The sequence below is a fragment of the Paludibacterium flexuosum genome (genome assembly GCF_037076605.1).
Classification (GTDB): domain Bacteria; phylum Pseudomonadota; class Gammaproteobacteria; order Burkholderiales; family Chromobacteriaceae; genus Paludibacterium.
Map to the genome: position 1 here is coordinate 3524259 of NZ_AP029060.1, position 19386 is coordinate 3543644.

Annotated in this window: 14 protein-coding genes; 8 read left to right on the forward strand and 6 right to left on the reverse strand. The window is 61.8% G+C overall.

The features are described 5' to 3' along the window. Positions 1-91: 91 nt before the first annotated feature. The gene (locus AACH39_RS16670) at positions 92-1498 is read right to left on the reverse strand and encodes an HlyD family type I secretion periplasmic adaptor subunit (protein WP_215777347.1); all 1407 of its coding nucleotides are present in this window, start codon (positions 1496-1498) and stop codon (positions 92-94) included. Then, a complete protein-coding gene (locus AACH39_RS16675) occupies positions 1495-3687 on the reverse strand; it encodes a type I secretion system permease/ATPase (protein ID WP_252346071.1) in 2193 nt (730 codons plus the stop codon). The genes AACH39_RS16670 and AACH39_RS16675 overlap by 4 nt, the downstream gene beginning before the upstream one ends. A 198-nt stretch (positions 3688-3885) precedes the next feature. On the opposite strand from AACH39_RS16675, the gene AACH39_RS16680 reads away from it, so the two are divergent. Further along, positions 3886-6249: a heavy metal translocating P-type ATPase gene (locus AACH39_RS16680; RefSeq protein ID WP_338620611.1), complete on the forward strand. Its 2364-nt coding sequence runs from the start codon at positions 3886-3888 to the stop codon at positions 6247-6249. 53 nt (positions 6250-6302) lie between these two features. Here the strand turns inward: AACH39_RS16680 and AACH39_RS16685 are convergent, their stop codons facing one another. The 3 genes from AACH39_RS16685 to lgt form a co-directional block, all read right to left on the reverse strand. Continuing rightward, entirely contained in the window at positions 6303-7073 is a 771-nt protein-coding gene (locus tag AACH39_RS16685; protein WP_215777342.1) for an MBL fold metallo-hydrolase, read from the reverse strand. Positions 7074-7237: 164 nt separating this feature from the next. After that, positions 7238-9139, reverse strand: coding sequence for a M14 family metallopeptidase (locus AACH39_RS16690; RefSeq protein WP_215777340.1), 1902 nt, complete (start codon positions 9137-9139; stop codon positions 7238-7240). A 239-nt stretch (positions 9140-9378) separates the two neighbouring features. Further along, complete coding sequence (gene lgt, locus AACH39_RS16695; protein WP_338620612.1) at positions 9379-10233, reverse strand: prolipoprotein diacylglyceryl transferase; 855 nt, start codon at positions 10231-10233, stop codon at positions 9379-9381. A gap of 211 nt (positions 10234-10444) precedes the next feature. On the opposite strand from lgt, the gene ilvD reads away from it, so the two are divergent. The 7 genes from ilvD (at position 10445) to ribD (ending at position 18437) form a co-directional block, all read left to right on the forward strand. Next, positions 10445-12292: a dihydroxy-acid dehydratase gene (gene ilvD, locus AACH39_RS16700; RefSeq protein WP_338620613.1), complete on the forward strand. Its 1848-nt coding sequence runs from the start codon at positions 10445-10447 to the stop codon at positions 12290-12292. An 85-nt stretch (positions 12293-12377) separates the two neighbouring features. Then, positions 12378-13100, forward strand: coding sequence for a transporter substrate-binding domain-containing protein (locus AACH39_RS16705; protein ID WP_338620614.1), 723 nt, complete (start codon positions 12378-12380; stop codon positions 13098-13100). 597 nt (positions 13101-13697) lie between these two features. Then, positions 13698-14741, forward strand: coding sequence for a hypothetical protein (locus tag AACH39_RS16710; RefSeq protein WP_338620615.1), 1044 nt, complete (start codon positions 13698-13700; stop codon positions 14739-14741). Positions 14742-14850: 109 nt separating this feature from the next. Further along, a complete protein-coding gene (gene glyA / locus AACH39_RS16715) occupies positions 14851-16101 on the forward strand; it encodes a serine hydroxymethyltransferase (protein WP_338620616.1) in 1251 nt (416 codons plus the stop codon). Between the two features lie 199 nt (positions 16102-16300). After that, positions 16301-16765 carry a transcriptional regulator NrdR gene (gene nrdR / locus AACH39_RS16720; protein ID WP_215777327.1) on the forward strand — a complete coding sequence of 155 codons (465 nt, stop codon included), beginning with the start codon at positions 16301-16303 and terminating at the stop codon, positions 16763-16765. Beyond that, positions 16762-17313, forward strand: a complete 552-nt coding sequence (locus AACH39_RS16725; protein ID WP_338620617.1) for a GNAT family protein — start codon at positions 16762-16764, stop codon at positions 17311-17313. The genes nrdR and AACH39_RS16725 overlap by 4 nt, the downstream gene beginning before the upstream one ends. A gap of 20 nt (positions 17314-17333) precedes the next feature. Then, on the forward strand, positions 17334-18437 hold the full coding sequence (ribD, locus tag AACH39_RS16730) for a bifunctional diaminohydroxyphosphoribosylaminopyrimidine deaminase/5-amino-6-(5-phosphoribosylamino)uracil reductase RibD (RefSeq protein WP_338620618.1): 1104 nt from the start codon (positions 17334-17336) through the stop codon (positions 18435-18437). Here the strand turns inward: ribD and AACH39_RS16735 are convergent. After that, complete coding sequence (locus AACH39_RS16735) at positions 18409-19299, reverse strand: alpha/beta hydrolase (protein ID WP_215777320.1); 891 nt, start codon at positions 19297-19299, stop codon at positions 18409-18411. The two genes, ribD and AACH39_RS16735, sit on opposite strands and share 29 nt — an antisense overlap. Between the last annotated feature and the right edge of the window lie 87 nt (positions 19300-19386).

A 19386-nucleotide genomic window follows, 5' to 3' on the forward strand; every position in this document is an offset into this window, starting at 1 on the left:
CAAAATGGGTTGAATAAGGTTCTCTATTGTTCAGAGAAACACTGTTTGTATCTTTACGGCCATACGCGTACGACGACGGATATGGCCGAGGCTAACGTTCGCTGAGCGCCTCTGTCTTGGCGCGCAGTACCGGCTTGAGCATATATGACAATATACTTTTCTTGCCAGTCATAATGTCAACCTGGGCAACCATGCCGGGGATGATCGGCAAGTGTTTGTCACCCAGCGAGCTTTGACGGGTACGCACCTTGACGATGTAGAACGAGTTGCCGTGTTCGTCGGTTTCGGTATCGGCGCCGACGTCCTGGACGACGCCGTCCATGCCACCGTAAATGGTGTAGTCATAAGCGGTAAATTTGACCTTGGCATCCTGGCCGGTGCGCAGGAAGGCAATGTCGCGCGGCGAGACCCGGGTTTCCACCAGCAGGGAGTCGCCGATCGGCACGATTTCCATCACATCCTTGCCGGGCTGCACCACGCCACCAACCGTATTGGCATAGATCTGCTTGACTTCGCCGCGTACCGGAGAGCGCAGTTCCGATAGCTTGACCTTGTTGGCCAGACCGGTGGTGTCGGCAGAAAGGCTGTTGATTTTGGCCATGGTTTCGGACAGTTCGGCGCTGGCCTGATTGCGGAAGCTCAACTCGGTTTCGCGTACCTTGCGGTTGGCTTCGATGATGGCCGCCTGCAGGCGGGCAATCTGTGCTTCGGCCATATCGCGATCACCCTTGAAGCGCGAGACATCGCGTTGCAGCCGCAGCAGGTCGACCTGCGACACCGCCCCGCTGTCCAGCAGGGGACGGGTTTGCTCCAGTTCGCGGGCAGTCAGTTGATAGCTTTGGTCGGCCTGTTGCCGCCGGGCGCGCATTTCGCTCAGCTCCTGGGTGCGCTGGTTCAGTTCCTGATGGGCGATCTGGACCGTGTCTTCCAGCTCCTGCTGTCTGGCTCGATAGAGGTCGCTTTCCTGCTTGGCAATGTCCGGTGCTTCCTGCGTGACCTGGGCCGGCATGTTGAGCGGGGAGCCTTCGGCAATGGCGCGCAGCCGTGCCGCCTTGCCCAGCAAGGCCAGGTACTGTGCCTGACTGGCTTGCAGCGAGGAGACGAAGCGGGTGTTGTCGATGTTCAGCAACAACTGGCCTTTCTGTACCACCTGTCCTTCGTGCACCAGGATGCGCGACACCACGCCGCCATCCAGGCTCTGGATGTGCTGGTTCTGGCTGGAGGCGACGACCTTGCCTTCCCCCTTGGTCACTTCGTCGATCTGGGCAAAGGCGGCCCACAGCAGGGCAACGAGGAAAAAGCCGGTGACGGTCCAGACAAACACCCGCGGCCGGCCTGGATTCTGCTCCAGAATGGCCCAGTCGGCATCGGTGGCAAAATCGAGGTGCTCCTGCAGGTCTCGAGCCGCAGCCCAGTCCATCAGGCGATCCCAGTATGGCGAGGTTTTTTCCTGGCCGCGGACAATCCAGTTTTTCCAGAAGGGGCGGTGTTGGCTCATTGTGCTTGCCCCCGGTTGACCTGACCTTGTTGCAGGGAACGAATGACCGCGTCCTTGGGCCCGTCGGCCATAATCGTGCCGTTGTCGACGACGATCAGTCGGTCGGCCAGCTCCAGCAGCGAAGAATGGTGCGTGGTCAGGATCACGGTCTTGCCTTGCATGATTTTGTTCAGTGTTTGCTTGATATGGGCTTCGGCCGAGCTGTCCATATTGCTGGTGGGTTCATCCATCAACAGGATCGGCGGCGCATTGAGCAGGGCACGGGCGATGGTGACAGCCTTGCGCTGGCCGCCGGACATGGTTTCACCGCGTTCGCCAACAATCATGTCGAAGCCCTGCGGGTGGCTGTTGACGAACTCCGACAGGCCGGCGAGTTCGGCAGCGGCCTGGATGCTGGCATCGTGGCTGTGGGGCGCGCCCATCGTGATGTTCTGTCGCAGCGTGCCGTAGAACAGCATCGATTCTTGCGGTACATAGCCGATGTGGCGACGCAGTTCGGTCGGGTCGATCTGGTTGATGTCGATGCCGTCGATGCGTACCGAACCTTCATCGGGCTGGTACAGGCCGAGGATCAGTTTCTGCAGGGTCGACTTGCCGGAGCCGATGCGGCCAATGATGGCAACCCGTTCTCCGGCCTTGATCTTGAACGAGACGTTGCGCAGTGCCTGCGCCGGGTTCTCCGGATAGCTGAAGCTGACATTGCGGAATTCGATCTCGCCCCGGAAGCTGGTGCGGTGGAAGAAGTTGGCATTCTGCTCGCGTTCAACCGGCAGCTTCATGAAGGTGTCGAGCGAGCCGAGCGAGATCTTGGCATTGTGGTACTGGGTCAGCAGGCCGACCAGCTGGCCCAGGGGCGCCATGGCGCGACCAGACAGCATCACGGCGGCGATCACACCACCCTGCGAGGTGTCTCCACTCATGATCAGGTAGACCCCGACGATCAGCACCACGATGCTGACCATCTGCTGGACGAAGCCGGCAAAGTTGCTGGCGGAGGCCGCCAGCAATTTCAGGCGCGCGCCGATTTGCGACAAAAACAGGGTGGCCTGCTCCCAGCGGGCCTGTTGCTGTCCTTCGGCGGCCAGAATCTTGATGGTTTCCAGCTCGGCGAGGTTTTCCACCAGTTGGGCGTTGCGTTGGGCCGAGGCGCGCAGCGTCGACTCGGTCAGGACTTTCATCTTCTCCTGGATCAGCAGTGAGAAGATCATCATGGCGCCGGCGCCCACCAGTACCGGGATGACCATCAGCGGCGAAATCCACAGCACGACCAGCAGGAAGATCAGAACGAAGGGCAGGTCGATCAGTGCGGTGATCGAGGCGGAGGCGATGAAGTCGCGAATGGTTTCGAACGAGCGCAGATTGGCGGCAAAGGCGCCTACCGAGGCCGGGCGTGCCGACATGCGTACGCCCAGCACGCGTTCCATGATCAGGGAGGACAGTGAAACGTCAATGCGCTTGCTGGCCAGGTCGAGCATGTAGCCACGGGTCATCTTCATCAGGAAGTCGAACACCAGGACGATGATGCTGCCGATGGCCAGAACCCACAGGGTGGAAAAGGCGAGGTTGGGCACCACACGGTCGTAGACGTTCATCGACACCAGCGGGATGACCAGGGCGAACAGGTTGATCAGGAAGGAGGCCACCAGCGAGTCACGGTACAACGGCAGGCCGCCATAGACCGCATGCCAGAACCAGTGACGCGAGCGGATATCCCCCATCTCCGGTGCCCGACGGTCATAGTTGAAGCGCGGCCTGACGAAGATGGCGATGCCGGCGTAGTTTTCACCCAGTTGCTCGAGCGGGATGGTTTCGACGGACTCCGGGAGTTCGGAGAAGCTGAAGCGGGCGGTCCCTGTCTTGTGGTCAATGCCGCGCAGGATGCAGGCCTCGTCGTTCTTGAGCAGGATCACCGCCGGCAGCAAGGCATCGCGCAGCTTGTCGAGCGGGCTGCGCACGACGCGCGAGGTCAGGCCGATGCGTCGGGCTGAACGCGAAAACATGGACGGCGTGAGCCGGCCATTGGTCAGTGGAATGCCTGCAACCAGGGACTCGCGGGTGGCATTGATGCCATATTGGCGAGCCAGGGCGAACAGGCAATCCAGCAAGGGATCCAGGTGGGTCGAATGCAAGGGGATAGTGCTGTTTCGCATTTCCTGGGTGATCGGCTGCATCTTTACCTCGGGGCGCATGGTGAACTTTTCCCGATGACTCGGTCCTCCCCGACGTTATCATAAATATTACAAGTTTAGTAAGGAAAATAGGTAAATTAAATTGATATTTGTCACAGAAAATATGCCGAAGGCATGATGCGCTGCGGCAGATGCGGCGGATGAGAATGGCTTGTTTTTATACCCTATGGGGGTATATGATCAGGTCAGGAGATCATCATGCAAAATTCCGTTCTGGTATTACCCATCAAGGGCATGCACTGCGCTGCCTGCGCCCAGCGTATTGAAAAGATGCTGAACCGCCTGCCAGCGGTGCAGGCGACGGTCAGTTTTGCCAGTGAGACGGCGCGGGTAGAGCTGGGCGAGGGGGCGTCGCTGGATGAAGCCGTCGCGGCCGTCCGGGCCGCCGGATTCGAGGTGGCGGCGTCCCGGCTGGCCCTGGCACTGGGCGGGATGCATTGTGCTGCCTGCGCTCAACGTATCGAAAAGGTGCTCAACCGGCTGCCGGGGGTGAGTGCGACGGTCAACTTTGCCAGTGAGCAGGCCAGCGTGCATTTTGTCCCCGGTGCCTGTGAGGCGGCGCAGATGGTGACTGCCGTGGAGCAGGCCGGATTTACCGCCAGTGTGGTGCAGGCTATGCAGCGTGAGACGCTGCGGGCGCAACAGGTGACGGCGTCGCGCCGCGAGGGGGTGCGGGTGGTGCTGGCGGCGCTGCTGGCGCTGCCACTGTTGTGGCCAATGCTGTCCATGATGACGGCGGCCGACATGCCGATGTTGCCGCTGTTCTGGCAATGGGGACTGGCGTCGGTGCTGCAGTTTGTTTTCGGCTGGCGCTTCTACCGTGGCGCCTGGCTGGCTTTGCGTGGCGGCGCCGCCAATATGGATGTGCTGGTCGCACTGGGGACCAGCGCGGCGTACGGCTACTCCTGCTGGCTGGCCTGGTCCGGTCAGGCGCATGAGTTGTATTTCGAGGCATCGGCCTGGGTGCTGGTGCTGGTCATGCTGGGCAAGTGGCTGGAGCGGCGCGCCAAAGGAAGGGCGGGCGATGCGATTGCGGCGCTGCTGGACCTGGCGCCGCGTACAGCGCGTGTGGAACGCGATGGACAGCAGGTGGAGGTGCCGCTGGACCAACTGCAGCCCGGCGAATTGGTCTGGGTGCGCCAGGCCGAACGCGTGCCGGTGGACGGGGTGATCGAGCAGGGCCAGGCCGCGCTGGACGAAAGCATGCTGACAGGAGAGAGCCTGCCGGTGGACAAGGGCGTCGGCGCACAGGTCTATGCCGCCACCTTGAATCAGTCGGGGCTGCTGCAGATCCGCGCGACCGGCGTTGGCAGTGATACGCAGCTGGGACGGATTGTCCGCATGGTCAGTGAGGCACAGGGGTCCCGCGCACCGATCCAGCGTCTGGCAGATCAGGTGTCGGCGTGGTTTGTTCCCGCGGTCTTGCTGATCGGCCTGCTGACACTGCTGCTGACCGGTGCGCTGAGCGGTGACTGGGGGCGGGCGCTGATTCATGCGGTCGCCGTGCTGGTGATCGCCTGTCCTTGTGCCCTGGGGCTGGCCACGCCGACCGCCGTCATGGTCGGGGTGGGTAACGGGGCGCGGCACGGCATTTTGTTTGCCCGCGCCGAGGCACTGGAGCAGACCGGGCGCCTTCAGGTGTTGGCCATGGACAAAACCGGCACCTTGACCGAAGGCAGGCCAAGGCTGGTTCAACTGGCTGCATTGGGTATCAGCGAGGCGCGGCTGCTGCAACTGGCGGCCAGCGCCGAGGCGGGCTCGACGCATCCGCTGGCACAAGCCCTGCTGGCCGCTGCTCAGGCACAGGACGTATCGCTGCTGCCGCTCAGCGGATTTACTGCACAGACCGGCGCCGGGGTCACGGCGCAGTTGCCGGATCTGGGCGAGTTGCGCGTCGGGCATCCCCAGTGGGCGGGCGTGCCGGCATTCGCCGACTGGCCGCGGTGGCGCGAGCAGGGCATGACGGTGATTGGCGTGGCACTCAATGGTGAGCCGCTGGGTGTGCTGGCACTGGCGGACAGCTTGCGTGCATCGGCCAGCGGGGCGGTGTTCCGGCTAAAGCAGATGGGTATCCGGGTGGTAATGCTTAGTGGCGACCACCCGGCTGCCGCCGGGTATATCGCCGCTCAGGCCGGGATAGACGAGGTCCATGCCGGCCTGTTGCCCGAGGACAAGGCCACCCTGATCCGGCAATGGCGTGAGCAGGGTTTGCGGGTCGGCATGCTGGGTGATGGTGTCAATGATGCGCCGGCACTGGCGGTGGCTGATGTTGGCATGGCGATGGGCGGCGGGTCGGAGGTCGCCATCGAGGCTGCGGATCTGACCCTGATGCACAATGATCCGATGCATGTGGTCGATGCCGTCAGTCTGTCGCAGCGTACGCTGGGCAAGATCCGGCAGAATCTGTTTTTTGCTTTTGCCTATAACGTGCTTGGTATTCCCCTGGCGGCCAGCGGCTTGCTCAGCCCGGCACTGGCGGGGGCGGCCATGGCGGCCAGTTCGCTGTCGGTGGTCAGCAATGCGCTGTTGCTCAAGCGCTGGCGGGCCGGTGCCTCTGGCTGACACGACAAGACTCCCGCGCAGGGAGTCTTGACGGGTGCGGAGGGGGCGGGGAACTAGAGGTCGATCACGCTGCTGTGCTGCAGTTCGGCGATGTTGAGGCCGGCCGGCGCCAGGCGCTTGAGTTCACCCAGAGCCTGTTCGCGCAGCGAGGGGTCCAGATGGCTGATCCAGATCTGCACATTGGGCGGAATCAGCTCCAGCATGGGCAGCAGGGTGGCCGGCGTCATGTGGCCCTCCTGTGCGGCCCGTTCCGGGTCACTGCTCGGGTAGGTGACTTCACAGATGATGTCGGACAGCGACGGGACATTGGCCGCCCAGTGCCAGAAGGCCGGGCACAGGGCCGAATCGCCGGTATAGGCGAGGGCGCGCCAGGGGCCCTCAATGACCCAGCCGATGCTGGCGATGTTGTGCTGGGCCGGCAGGGCGGTGGCCATGCCGTCTGCCAGCGGGATGGCATCGCCGACTTCGAGTGCGGCAAAGCGCAGCAGGGGCTCGCCTTGCGGGGTTTGGGCCTGCAGATAGCCCTGATGGCCGGGTTCGGCCATCAGGCCATTCAATAACTCGTCAATGGTTTCCTGCTGGCTGTGAACGGTCAGCCCTTTGCCGCCATGGGCAGCATGGCAGGCGAGCAGTGCCGGCAGGCCGCTGCAATGATCCAGGTGAGAGTGGGTCAGTAGTACGCGTTCCACCGCCAGTTGGCTTTCCGTCGACAGCGTTTCCACGCCGCTGCCGCAGTCCATCAGGGTGCTGACATCGATCAGGTAGCTGGAGGTGGCGATTTGCGAGCCGTTGCCGGCCGCGGTGCCAAGGACGGAAACAATCATCGGTCATCCTGTCATTTGAGGGGGGCTTGCCGAATCATTGTAGCTGAGTTGTGGTATCGCTGCATGACGAATGCGTTGAGGCCTGCCCCCGGTATGGCTGGTGCTGCGACAAAAAAAGCGGCCGGGCAATGGCCCGGCCGCTTTTTTTCAGAGGCAGACCGATATCACTCGACCTTGCCGACCGGGTACATATAGCGGTTGCTGTCGGCGAACGGCGTCTGGTTGTAGAACCAGTTCAGGCGCGCGTTGCGATCCTTGGCAAAGGCTTTGTCTTTCTTCAGCTTTTCTGCGAAGGCCTGACGCAGTGCCGGGCTTTCGGCCAGCATGGCACGAGCCATCGGCTCCATGACGTAGGCTTCGGGCGCTTCGGCCGAGGTCAGGTTGGCATTGAAGAAGCCCCAGCTCAGGAAAGAGTCCGGGCTGGCCGGTTCGAGCAGGTCCATGGCCAGTACGCCCAGACGCTGGTTCGGGTCGATGACCACAGAGCCGGCCGGGTAGGTGACCTTGCGGTGTTCCGGAACCGGTTTGCCGGTGATCAGCAGGCGACCTTCATAGCCCGGGATCTTGTCGGCGGACTCGCGGTCGGGCTCGAACGGGGTGCCCAGCTTGACGTCTTCCAGGCGATAGACCGTCACGTCGTAGGCCGTCGGCGCGCTCAGGGTGGTCATCTGGATGCCATGGACCTTGAGACGGTCGATCACTTCATGCCATTGCGCCGGCACGATATAGGCCTTCGGACGCGGTACGATCAGGTCCGGCTGGGTCTGCGGGGTGTAAGGGATCTTGTAATCCTGCGGCTTGTTGGTCCAGCGCACGATCTTGTCACCGGTGATCGGCGACAATTCCTTGGTGTATTTCACGCCCTTGAAGTCGACCAGTTGCGGCTTGCCATCCGGGGCTTTCCAGGTCAGCGCCACCTGGTTGTCACGTACAGCGCGGTCTTTGGCAATCGCGGCGGCCAGGCTGTCCTTGTTGTCGCCGACAGCTTCGAAGATGGCCTTGTACAGGGTGTAGTTGCCCAGTACTTGCTGGCGGTACGGCTTGAGGGCGTGCAATTCGACCAGGATGCCCGGAATGCCGCGGATATCGGCGTACTGGTTGGAGAAGCGGGCATAGTCGCTGTAGTACGGATAGTACCCCTGGGTCATATCCTCATTGTCGTTCATGCTGATGCAGTCGTTCGGCAGATGGCCATAGTCTTTCAGCTCGGCGAACACGCGCGGGGTCATGACGCTGTTCATCCAGGTGGTACTGTTCTTGGCCCAGCCCATGCCGTTGTTGCAGTAGGTGACATCGTACTGGTAGATCACGCCATCGGTGGAATGAGTGTCGATGAAGAAGTCCGGGTCGTATTCGTTGAGGATGCGGGCGACGTTGCGGATTTCCGGACTGTCGAGCTTGGCGAAGTCGCGGTTGAGGTTCAGGTTGCGCGAGTTGACGCGCCAGCCGGTATTGTTCGGGCCGTTCTGGTTGATGCGTCCATACTTGCCGTTGCGCAGGTCACCGTCGATGTTGACCACCGGGACGAAGATCAGGTTGATCTTGTCCAGCAGGGCGGTCTGGCTGCTGCCGACGGTCATGTCGCGAATCATCATCAGGCCGGCATCCTTGCCGTTGGCTTCGCCCGGATGGATTTCGGCTTCGACGTAGACGGTCGGTTTGCCCGAGGCCTTGAGGCCGGCGGCGGATTTGTCGGCGGACTTGGAGACGATCACCATGGTGAACGGGGTGCCGGCATCGGTGGTTTCACCGTAGGTCATCATCTTGATGAGGCCCGGTTTGGCATCCTGCAGTTTCTTCAGGTAGTCCAGCGTTTCGGTGTAGGTCGGGGTGTGCTGGAAATCGGACGCTTCGATCGGGGTGATATAGGGGTCGTTCTTGGCAGCGATGAATTGTTCGCTCTTGCCGTTCCAGGCGATATCTGGCGGCAGAATGTGTTTGCGCGCCGCGGCCAGATAGGCGTTGTCGTCGACATAGTCCGGTGCGGACGGCACGGCAAAGGCCGGAAGGCTTGCCAGCATCGAGGCCAGCATGGTCAGTTGCATGCAAAGGCGGGTTTTTTTCATACCTGACTCCCTGTTTGTATTGTCGGTTCACAGGCGGATCACGCGCTGTGTCACTGAGCCACGGGCAAGGGGTGACCTTGTCGCGGCATCCAGACCGCAAGCGTAACGCGCCAGGGAATATCAGTATGTGCTAAATCGATTTGATTTGATGGCAATCAACGGCTGGAGCACGTTGTTGCGGCGTGCAAATGACAACATGGCCGGGCAGAGGCCCGGCCATGTTGCGAGGTGATGGTGAATCAGTGGCCTTGCGGCTGCTTGCGCGACCAGGCCCAGAGGGCCAGCCCGGCGAGGATCATCGGCAGGCTCAGCCATTGTCCCATGCTCAGGTTGGCGGCCAGCAGACCAAGGAAGTCATCGGGTTCGCGGGTGAACTCGGCGATGAAGCGGAAGGCACCGTAGCCGATCAGGAACAGTGCGGAGACGGCGGCGCGCGGACGTGGCTTGCTGCTGAAGCCCCACAGGATGAAGAACAGGGTCATGCCCTCCAGCGCAAACTCATACAGCTGCGACGGGTGGCGTGCCAGTCCGCCGTATTTGACATAGGTGTCGACCCACTCCGGGTGGGTGGCTGCCCAGGCACGGTCTGCCTGCTGGGCCTGCGGGAACAGCATGGCCCAGGGGGCATCCGGGTTGGTGACCCGCCCCCACAGTTCACCATTGATGAAGTTGCCGATACGGCCGGCGGCCAGGCCCAGCGGCACCAGCGGGGCGACGAAGTCGGCCACGTCCCAGAAGCTCTTGCCATGGCGGCGGGCAAACAGCCACATGGCGATCAGTACGCCGAGGAAGCCGCCGTGGAAGGACATGCCGCCTTCCCAGACCCGCAGGATTTCCGCCGGGTTGTGCAGGTATTCGCCGGGTTTGTAGAACAGCACATAGCCCAGCCGTCCGCCGAGCACCACGCCGAGCACGCCGTAAAACAGCAGGTCGTCCAGCATCTTGCTGGTCATGAAACTGCGGCCGGCACGGATGCGACGATTGCCGAGCAGGATGAACAGCAGGAAGCCGGCCATGTACATCAGGCCATACCAATGCACGGCGAGTGGCCCGAGGTGGATGGCGACGGGGTCGTATTGCGGATGAATGATCATTTGTCAGTCGTACGTGTTTGCGGTAAAAGTGATGAGACTGAATTATACGGAAAGCGTTGCATATCGTCGCGGGCGATTACCCTCGCATGCGATTTCCGGGGCTGATACCACGGCCCCGCCGCCTTGCACGGCGCACCGATTGACTGGACCCGTCTTTTGAAAGTGCGACCGGAAACGCTGGCATTTTAGTGAAATAGAGCAAGGAATTGTCATGCCTGAATATCGTTCCAGAACTTCTACCGCCGGCCGCAACATGGCCGGCGCCCGCGCACTGTGGCGCGCCACCGGCATGAAGGATGAAGACTTCCAGAAGCCGATCATCGCCATTGCCAACTCGTTCACTCAGTTTGTTCCGGGGCATGTGCACCTGCATAACCTGGGGCAACTGGTGGCCCGGGAAATCGAACGCGCCGGCGGCGTGGCCAAAGAGTTCAACACCATTGCCATTGATGACGGCATTGCCATGGGGCATGGCGGCATGCTCTACAGCCTGCCCTCGCGTGACCTGATTGCCGATTCGGTCGAATACATGGTCAATGCCCATTGTGCCGATGCGCTGGTCTGCATTTCCAACTGCGACAAGATTACCCCGGGGATGCTGATGGCGGCCCTGCGGCTGAACATCCCGGTGGTGTTTGTTTCCGGCGGGCCGATGGAGGCCGGCAAGGTGAACTGGCAGGGCGAGGCCCGTGCGCTGGATCTGGTCGATGCCATGGTCGAGGCGGCCAACCCGGCGGTCTCCGATGCCGAGGTGGCCGAGCTGGAGCGCTCCGCCTGTCCGACTTGCGGATCGTGTTCCGGCATGTTTACCGCCAACTCGATGAACTGTCTGACCGAGGCGCTGGGCCTGTCGCTGCCGGGCAATGGCTCGCTGGTGGCCACCCATGCCGATCGCAAGGAGTTGTTTCTGCGAGCCGGTCGTCTGATCGTGGATCTGGCGCGGCGTTATTACGAGGGGAACGATGAAAGCGTCCTGCCGCGCCGCATTGCCTCGCGCGCAGCCTTTGGCAATGCCATGTCGCTGGATGTGGCGATGGGCGGCTCGACCAATACGGTGCTGCATTTGCTGGCCGCGGCGCACGAAGCGCAGGTGGATTTCACCATGGCGGACATCGATGCCATCTCCCGCAAGGTCCCTTGCCTGTGCAAGGTGGCCCCGGCCACGCAGAAATACCATATGGAAGATGTACACCGTGCTGGCGGGGTGATGGCCATTCTGGGTGAGCTGGACCGTGCCGGGTTGCTGGCGCGCGAAGTGCCGACCGTGCACAGTCCGTCGCTGGGGGCGGCGCTGGATCAGTGGGATGTGGCCCGTGATGGCGTGGATGAGACCGCGACGCGTTTCTATCGCGCGGCGCCGGGCGGGGTGGCCACGACGCTGGCCTTCTCGCAAAGCATGCGTTTCCCCGAACTGGATCTGGACCGGGCCGCCGGCTGCATTCGCCGCCGGGCCAATGCCTATAGCCAGGATGGTGGTCTGGCAGTGTTGTTTGGCAATCTGGCCGAGGATGGCTGCATCGTAAAAACCGCTGGCGTCGATGACAGCATTCTGCGCTTTGATGGCCGGGCCCGGGTGTTCGAGAGCCAGGATGCGGCTGTCGAAGCCATTCTGGCCGACAAGATTCAGGCCGGTGATGTGGTGGTGATTCGCTACGAAGGGCCGAAGGGCGGGCCGGGTATGCAGGAAATGCTTTATCCGACTTCCTATCTGAAGTCCAAGGGGCTGGGCAAGGCGTGTGCGCTGCTGACCGATGGTCGTTTCTCCGGCGGTACCTCTGGCCTGAGTATCGGCCATGTTTCGCCGGAAGCGGCCGAGGGCGGCCTGATCGGTCTGGTGGAGGAGGGGGATCTGATCCGTATCGATATCCCTGCGCGCAAGATTGAGCTGGCGGTCGACGAGGCGATCCTGACGCGTCGCCGCGCCGAACGCGAGCAGCAGGGCTGGCGGCCTCAGCGTCGTGACCGTCTGGTCAGTCCGGCTTTGCGGGCGTATGCCGCCATGACGACTTCGGCCTCGACCGGTGCGGTACGGGATGTCAGTCAGGTAGAAAAGCGGTAAAGTACGCCCGTCGCAAGCCAGGAAAACCGGTTCGGCCTTGCCAGCCGGTTTTTTTGTTGCAGGATGGTCATGAGCAGGAGGAAAAATGAATCGGTTCGTCAGCTTGCTGTTGCTGCTGTGGGTTGGTCTCTCATCTGCCTGGGCTGCCGGGGTGGTGCGAGTCGGCATCAACGCCAGTTACGCGCCCTTCGAGTCGGTGGATGATCATGGCCGTCTGTCCGGTTTTGATATTGATGTGGTCAATGCCTGGGCGAAGACCCAGGGCAAGAGCGTCAAGCTGGTGAATTTGGCCTGGCCGATGTTGTTGCCGGCGCTGACCGAAGGCCGGGTCGACATGGTGGTTTCTGCCGTGGCGATCACACCGGCGCGGCAACAACACTTCGATTTTTCCCGTCCCTATTTCTATGAGCCGCAAGTGCTGCTGATTCCGGCGCGCGGTGGCCGGACAGATCCGCGCAGCATCGAGTCCATCGGCGTGCTGGCCGACAGCAGTGCCATCGGCTGGTTGCAGCGTCTGGGGGTGCCGGCTGCCGCCCTGCGTCTCTATCCCGGTCTGCCCCCCATGCTGGCGGATCTCAAGTCTGGCGATGTGCACGCCGTCTTTGGCGATTTGCATGCCCTGCGGCGTGCCGATGCCGAAGATCCGTCCCTGCGGCTGATTTCTCGTCCGTCCTTTGGGCAGGATGCCTATGCCTTTGTGGTGCGCAAGGGCGATCATGCCCTGCTGGCAGCGGCCAATGACGGCCTCGCGCGCATGCAGGCCGATGGCACACTGGCCCGCTTGCGCAAGGCCTGGCCAGGTCTCTGACGTCCTTCCCTGCCGGTCGGATCAGGCTGTCCGTGGCCTGTATCCGATTAGGTCTGGCATTAAAATGCCTTTTTGCTATCTGTATGACATCCACTTGGGGTGAAAAATGTTCGTTTTTCGCACTGACGAACATGGTTCGTTGCTGACTTGTCAGAAAGCGAACTGTATACAATCGATTGTTTTGCCGGTGATAGGTGGCGCCAGGAGAGGCCGTCGCCGGCTGGCATTTTGCTCAAGGTCAGGCCGCCGAAGGGGGGTGTCTGCAGGATGATCTTGGGTTTTGAAATGACGTTTTTTGGGGTAAGTGCCTGAAAAAAGGCAAAAAAATGCGCGGGCCTTGGGTCCGCGCTAAGTCTACAAAGGAGAAATAGAGGAGAAACTATCAAGAAGCAATTGCTGCATCTCAACGTGGCTGAATTATCCGTAGCACACCGAGAAGTGTCAATTCCTGCCGTTCGGGAGTGCGCGGAAAATGTAAAATTCTGTCGCTTATTATCTAATCCTTATGTTTGAAAACGAAAATAACCGCCATTTTCAAGGGGTCTTTGTCGCTGTCTGTTGTGAGACAATACTGCTTTTGCATTGCAGCAGGATGACATGATGACGCCCAAGCATTTGCCCGATCCCCGTCTGTATCCCACCGCCAGTGTCAGTAACCGTTTGATCCACATGGCCGGCACCGTGCTCGCCTCGGCCTCGGAGGAGGCCCGGGAGCTGGAGCAGCTGGCCTTGCGCGACGCCATGGCCGATCTGCTGGCGCGGGACGAGGTGCTGCTGATCTCGGTGGCACTGAACATGGCGCCTTCGCAGGCGGCATATCAGGTGCTGTGGCAGGCGCTGCGCCAGGCCGTCGAGCAGGTGCCGGGGCGGCATGCCGAGGTGTTTGCCATGCCGCTGGTGCTGGTCGCGGGTTCGCGCCAGCGTGCCACGCTGCCGGACCGGATTGCCGATGTGGACGGTCTGAATGGCCTGCTGCGCCAGCACGGTGTCTTTGCCGAACACAGTGAGGTCTTCCTCTCGGGCAAGCTGCTGCATCCGGACGATGTGGTGGCCATTTCGCCGGCCCAGCTCTACCGCTATCACCGCCAGCTGGCGGATGCTGCGCGGGGGCTGCCGCTGCCGCTGGAGGCCAGTGCGGTGACGGTCAAGGAGGAGGGGGTGTTTCTGCGCTATCTGGTCGGGGTGGCGATCCGTGAGGAGGACCATGTCGCGCCGGTCGATTATTCAGTCCGTATCGGTGCCTGGGGGACGGCGATGATGAAGTTCCTCGGTGAGGCGCTGAAGACCGAGGGGGTGACCCTGTTCCCGATTTTCCGTGCCCCTGCTCCGCTGATGCAGGCCATGGTGGCCGGCAATCAGGCGCGCCTTGAGGTCGCTATGCAGGTGTTTGTCAGCGCCTTGCTGCGCAAGCTGCGCAGCGAGGGTCGTGAGCCGGTGGTGACCTTGTCGGCCCATGAGGGCGGAGAGTTGCAGCTGTCGATCGCCACGGCCGACCAGCCGGACGTGGCCGAGCGGTTTGTCTGGCCCCTGGCCCCGCTGGATCATGTCGAACGCATCGAACAGGACGTGCTGGCGCTGCTGCATGAGTGTCAGGTGGAAATGGTTCGAATTGAAGAGATCGTTTTGCCCGCCCGTGCTTGATTTGTATGCGTTTTTTGCCTGAATAAATGCGTGGAATGACATGACGCAGTAGTGGGTAAATCATGTAAAATCGCCGTTATCGTTAACCCACCTTATGGGATGTGCCAAGATGTTTGCAGCCGATCTGACGATTGCCAAGTATGACCCGGAACTGTCCGCCGCCATGGAGGACGAATACCGCCGTCAAGAAGACCATGTGGAGCTGATTGCTTCCGAGAACTATGTGAGTCCGGCCGTAATGGAAGCGCAGGGTTCGGTGTTGACCAACAAGTACGCAGAGGGTTATCCCGGCAAGCGTTATTACGGTGGTTGCGAGCATGTCGACAAGGTGGAGGCGCTGGCCATCGAGCGCCTGAAGGCACTGTTCGGCGCCGAGTATGCCAACGTTCAGCCGCATTCCGGTTCGCAGGCCAATCAGGCGGTTTACGTGTCGGTGCTGAAACCGGGCGATACCATTCTAGGCATGAGCCTGGCGCACGGCGGTCACCTGACCCACGGTGCCTCGGTGAATATCTCGGGCAAGCTGTACAACGCCATTACCTACGGTCTCGATGCCAATGAAGTGCTCAATTATGAAGAAGTCGAGCAACTGGCCCGCGAGCACAAGCCGAAGATGATTGTTGCCGGTGCCTCGGCCTATGCGCTGAAGATCGACTGGGCCCGGATGCGTCAGATTGCCGACGCCGTCGGTGCCTATCTGTTCGTCGATATGGCCCACTACGCCGGCCTGGTTGCCGCCGGTGAATATCCGAACCCGGTGCCGTATGCAGACTTCGTGACCACCACCACCCACAAGACCCTGCGCGGGCCGCGTGGCGGGGTCATCCTGTCGCGTGCCGAACACGAGAAGATCCTTAATTCGGCGATCTTCCCCTGCCTGCAGGGTGGTCCGCTGATGCATGTGATCGCAGCCAAGGCCGTGGCGTTCAAGGAAGCCGCCAGCCCGGAGTTCAAGGCCTATCAGCAGCAGGTGAAGAAGAACGCCCAGATCATGGCCGAAACCCTGATCGAGCGTGGTCTGCGCATTGTCTCCGGCAAGACCGAGAGCCATGTGTTCCTGCTGGATCTGCGTGCCAAGAAGATTACCGGCAAGGATGCCGAAGCCGCTCTGGGTCGCGCCCATATCACCGTGAACAAGAATGCTATTCCGAATGATCCGGAAAAGCCCTTTGTGACTTCCGGTATCCGTATCGGTACGCCGGCGATGACCACGCGCGGCTTTGGTGATCAGGAAGCCCGTGAACTGGCCAATCTGATTGCCGATGTGCTGGAAGCGCCGCAGGATGAGGCCGTGCTGGCCAATGTGGCCGAAGCGGTCAAGGCCATGTGCCAACGCTTCCCGGTTTACGGCCGCAAGTAAGCGGCGGTTTGTTGTCCTGGAAAGAACGCCACGCAGGTCGTGGCGTTTTTCTTTTGTGCCCATGGGGCATGACCCAAGATGTTCCGTCAGACCGCACTAATTGCGACACATTTTGCGATTTTGATGGCGAAATCATTAACTTGGCATATTATTGCTGTTAAGATCGCATTTTCCGGACTGTCAACAGGGGTTTAAAGCCATGAAATGCCCGTTTTGCGGCCATGCCGATACCCAGGTGATTGACTCGCGTGTCAATGAGGACGGCACCAGCATCCGTCGCCGACGTCGTTGCCTGAAGTGCGAAAAGCGCTTTACCACCTTTGAAACGGCCGATGTGCGCATGCCGCAGGTGGTCAAGACCGGCGGGCATCGTGCCGAGTTCGATCCGGAACGCGTGCGTACCAGTTTCATGCGTGCCCTGCACAAGCGTCCGGTATCCACCACCCTGGTGGATGAGGCCATCGACCGTATCAGCCACCGTCTGCTGCAGCTGGGCGAGCGCGAAGTGAGCTCGCGCCAGATCGGCGAGATGGTGATGAACGAACTGGCGCGCATGGACAAGGTGGCTTATGTGCGCTTCGCTTCTGTCTACCGCAGTTTCGAGGATGTCGCCGAGTTCAGCGAGGCCATCCAGGAAGTGCAGAAGTCCAGTCGCCAGGGATGATGCTGTCGGTCGGTGACGGCATCGTCCTGCGCGAGCCGGAAGAGAGCGATGCCGAGGCCTTGCTGGCCTTGATCAACGACAACCGCGCACTGCTGGCGCCGTGGATGCCCTGGCTGGCGCAAATGCGCGATGTGACCGACAGCCTGAGCTATATCCGCTTTTCCCGCGATGGCAATCGCGATGGTCGTTTTCTCAATCTGCTGCTCTGTGTGGATGGTTTTCCGGCCGGGGTGCTGTGTTTCTTTGCACTGGAGCCCGCCATGCGCCGCAGCGAAATCGGCTATTGGCTCGGTACGGCCTGGCAGGGGCGCGGCATCATGCGGCGAGCCTGCCAGACGCTGATCGACTATGGCTTTACCCATCTCAATCTCTATCGGATCCAGATTGCCTGCTCTGTGGATAACCTGCCGAGCCGCGCCTTGCCGGAGCATCTCGGCTTCACGCTCGAGGGGATTCTGCATGGTCGCGAATGGGTGGGAGAACGTGTCCTTGACCATGCCATCTATGGTCTGCTGCTGCCGCAATGGCGTGCGCGGCAGGCGTCCTGAGTTTTCACGGAATACCATCTATGTTCACTGCCGATGATCATGTCTTCATGCAGCAGGCGCTGCGTCTTGCCGAGGCGGCCACGCGCCGTGCGGCGCCCAACCCCGGGGTGGGCTGCGTGCTGGTGCGTGATGGCCGCATCATTGGCAGCGGTGCCACCTTGCAGGCCGGCAGTGATCATGCCGAGGTACAGGCACTGAAGGACTGTGCGGCGCGCGGCGAGTCGCCGGCCGGGGCCACGGCCTACGTCACGCTGGAGCCCTGCAGTCATTACGGTCGTACCCCGCCTTGTGCCGAGGCCCTGATTCGCCACGGCCTGGCGCGGGTGGTCGCGGCCATGGTCGATCCCTATCACGAAGTCTCCGGCCGCGGGCTGGCCATGCTGCAGGCAGCAGGGATTCCCGCTCAGTCCGGCTTGCTGGAGGCCGAGGCGCGGCGGGTGCATCGCGGTTTTTTGTCGCGTGTGTCGCGCCAGCGGCCTTGGGTGACCCTCAAGGCGGCGGCCACGCTGGATGGCAAGACCGCCTTGCTCAATGGCAAGAGCCAATGGATTACCGGCCCGGAGGCGCGCCAGGATGTGCAGCGGCTGCGCGCCTTCCATGATGGCATTCTCACCGGCAGTGGCACGGTGCTGGCAGATGACCCGCAACTGACCGTGCGCGACATCGCCCAGGCCGCTCAGCCGCAACGCGTGGTGCTGGACAGTGCGCTGGTGACGGCACCGGAGAGCCGGATTTATCAGGGTTTGCCGACCTGGCTGGCGACGTGTGAGTCGGATGCGGCAAAGCGGGCGCGTTTTCAGCTGCCCGGGGTCGAGCTGCTGAGCGTGCCTGCCCGGGAGGGGCGCGCCGATCTGACCGTGCTGCTGAGTGTGCTGGCGCAGCGCGGTATCAATCATCTGATGGTCGAGGCGGGTGCCGGGCTGAATGGCGCCTTGCTGCGGGCCGGACTGGTGGATGAGATCGTGCTGTATCTGGCGCCGGCCCTGGCCGGGGATGCGGCCCGCGGCCTGTTTGCCTGGCCGGCACTGCAAGACCTGGCCGACAAGCAGCGCGTCACCATCGATGACGTACGCCTGGTCGGCCGCGATGTGCGCTTCAGTCTGCGTCCGCGCTGCCCGGACTGAAGAAATCTTCCAATACCCGAGCCAGTGCCTCGGGTTGCTCCCACTGGATCATGTGGCCGGCATCGGCCACGGTTTCCTCGCGCAGATTGGCAAAGCAGCCTCGACGCTGGTCCAGCGTATCAAATACGCCTTTGGCCATCGGGTGATCCCACATATCGCCCCCCATGACCCACAGGACGGGTGCCGTGATGCGGCGCCAGCAAGCCTGGGCTTCGCGCAGCCGATAGAGCACCGGGTTGACCATTTTGTGGCGCGGATCGGCGCGGTAGGTCCACTGCTCGTTGTCAGGCAGCGGGCGGGTCAGCTGGGCGGCCAGCCAGTCGGCGCGTTCCCGGCTCAGTCGCCGGTTGCGCTCGATCAGTTTGTCGGCCACCTGCGCCAGCGAAGGCAGCGGCGGGAAGGTCGGTGGCTGACGCAGCTCCTTCAGCCAGCGCGCATAGCGACCCGGCGCCTCATCCGGCTTGCTGTCCGGCAGACCGAACCCCTCGACCAGCGCCAGCGCCCTGACCCTTTCCGGGCGAATGCCGGCATACAGGCCGCTGATCATGGCCCCCATGCTGTGGCCGACCAGGCGCGCCGGTTCGTCGGGGCTGTAATGGCTCAGCAGGGCATCCAGATCACCCTGGTAATCGGCCGGGTGGTAATGGTCGCGATTCCATTCACTATCACCAAAACCGCGCCAGTCGGGGGCAATCACGTGCCAGGATTGCTGCAGGGCTGCGACCAGAAATTCGAAGGTGGCCGCACAGTCCATCCAGCCGTGCAGCATGAACAGTTTCGGTGCTCCCTCATCGCCCCAGTGGCGGATGTGATAACGGTGCTGGCGCAGCAGCAAGGATTCGGTACGGCATGTTGTGTGCATTATGTTTGGTCATTCGTCATGGTTTTCGCTGATTATAACGACATCAGCCAGCTCGCAGGCTGGCTGTGCATTTGCGCAAAAACGATC

What these genes read in the sequence shown, in the direction of transcription:
- AACH39_RS16725 (WP_338620617.1), top strand. Translation starts at nt 16,762, where the DNA reads ATGATGCTGTCGGTCGGTGACGGCATCGTCCTGCGCGAGCCGGAAGAG.
- ribD (WP_338620618.1), top strand. Translation starts at nt 17,334, where the DNA reads ATGTTCACTGCCGATGATCATGTCTTCATGCAGCAGGCGCTGCGTCTT.
- AACH39_RS16735 (WP_215777320.1), bottom strand. Translation starts at nt 19,299, where the DNA reads ATGCACACAACATGCCGTACCGAATCCTTGCTGCTGCGCCAGCACCGT.
- AACH39_RS16680 (WP_338620611.1), top strand. Translation starts at nt 3,886, where the DNA reads ATGCAAAATTCCGTTCTGGTATTACCCATCAAGGGCATGCACTGCGCT.
- AACH39_RS16710 (WP_338620615.1), top strand. Translation starts at nt 13,698, where the DNA reads ATGATGACGCCCAAGCATTTGCCCGATCCCCGTCTGTATCCCACCGCC.
- AACH39_RS16705 (WP_338620614.1), top strand. Translation starts at nt 12,378, where the DNA reads ATGAATCGGTTCGTCAGCTTGCTGTTGCTGCTGTGGGTTGGTCTCTCA.
- AACH39_RS16675 (WP_252346071.1), bottom strand. Translation starts at nt 3,687, where the DNA reads ATGCGCCCCGAGGTAAAGATGCAGCCGATCACCCAGGAAATGCGAAAC.
- AACH39_RS16685 (WP_215777342.1), bottom strand. Translation starts at nt 7,073, where the DNA reads ATGATTGTTTCCGTCCTTGGCACCGCGGCCGGCAACGGCTCGCAAATC.
- lgt (WP_338620612.1), bottom strand. Translation starts at nt 10,233, where the DNA reads ATGATCATTCATCCGCAATACGACCCCGTCGCCATCCACCTCGGGCCA.
- AACH39_RS16670 (WP_215777347.1), bottom strand. Translation starts at nt 1,498, where the DNA reads ATGAGCCAACACCGCCCCTTCTGGAAAAACTGGATTGTCCGCGGCCAG.
- glyA (WP_338620616.1), top strand. Translation starts at nt 14,851, where the DNA reads ATGTTTGCAGCCGATCTGACGATTGCCAAGTATGACCCGGAACTGTCC.
- AACH39_RS16690 (WP_215777340.1), bottom strand. Translation starts at nt 9,139, where the DNA reads ATGAAAAAAACCCGCCTTTGCATGCAACTGACCATGCTGGCCTCGATG.
- nrdR (WP_215777327.1), top strand. Translation starts at nt 16,301, where the DNA reads ATGAAATGCCCGTTTTGCGGCCATGCCGATACCCAGGTGATTGACTCG.
- ilvD (WP_338620613.1), top strand. Translation starts at nt 10,445, where the DNA reads ATGCCTGAATATCGTTCCAGAACTTCTACCGCCGGCCGCAACATGGCC.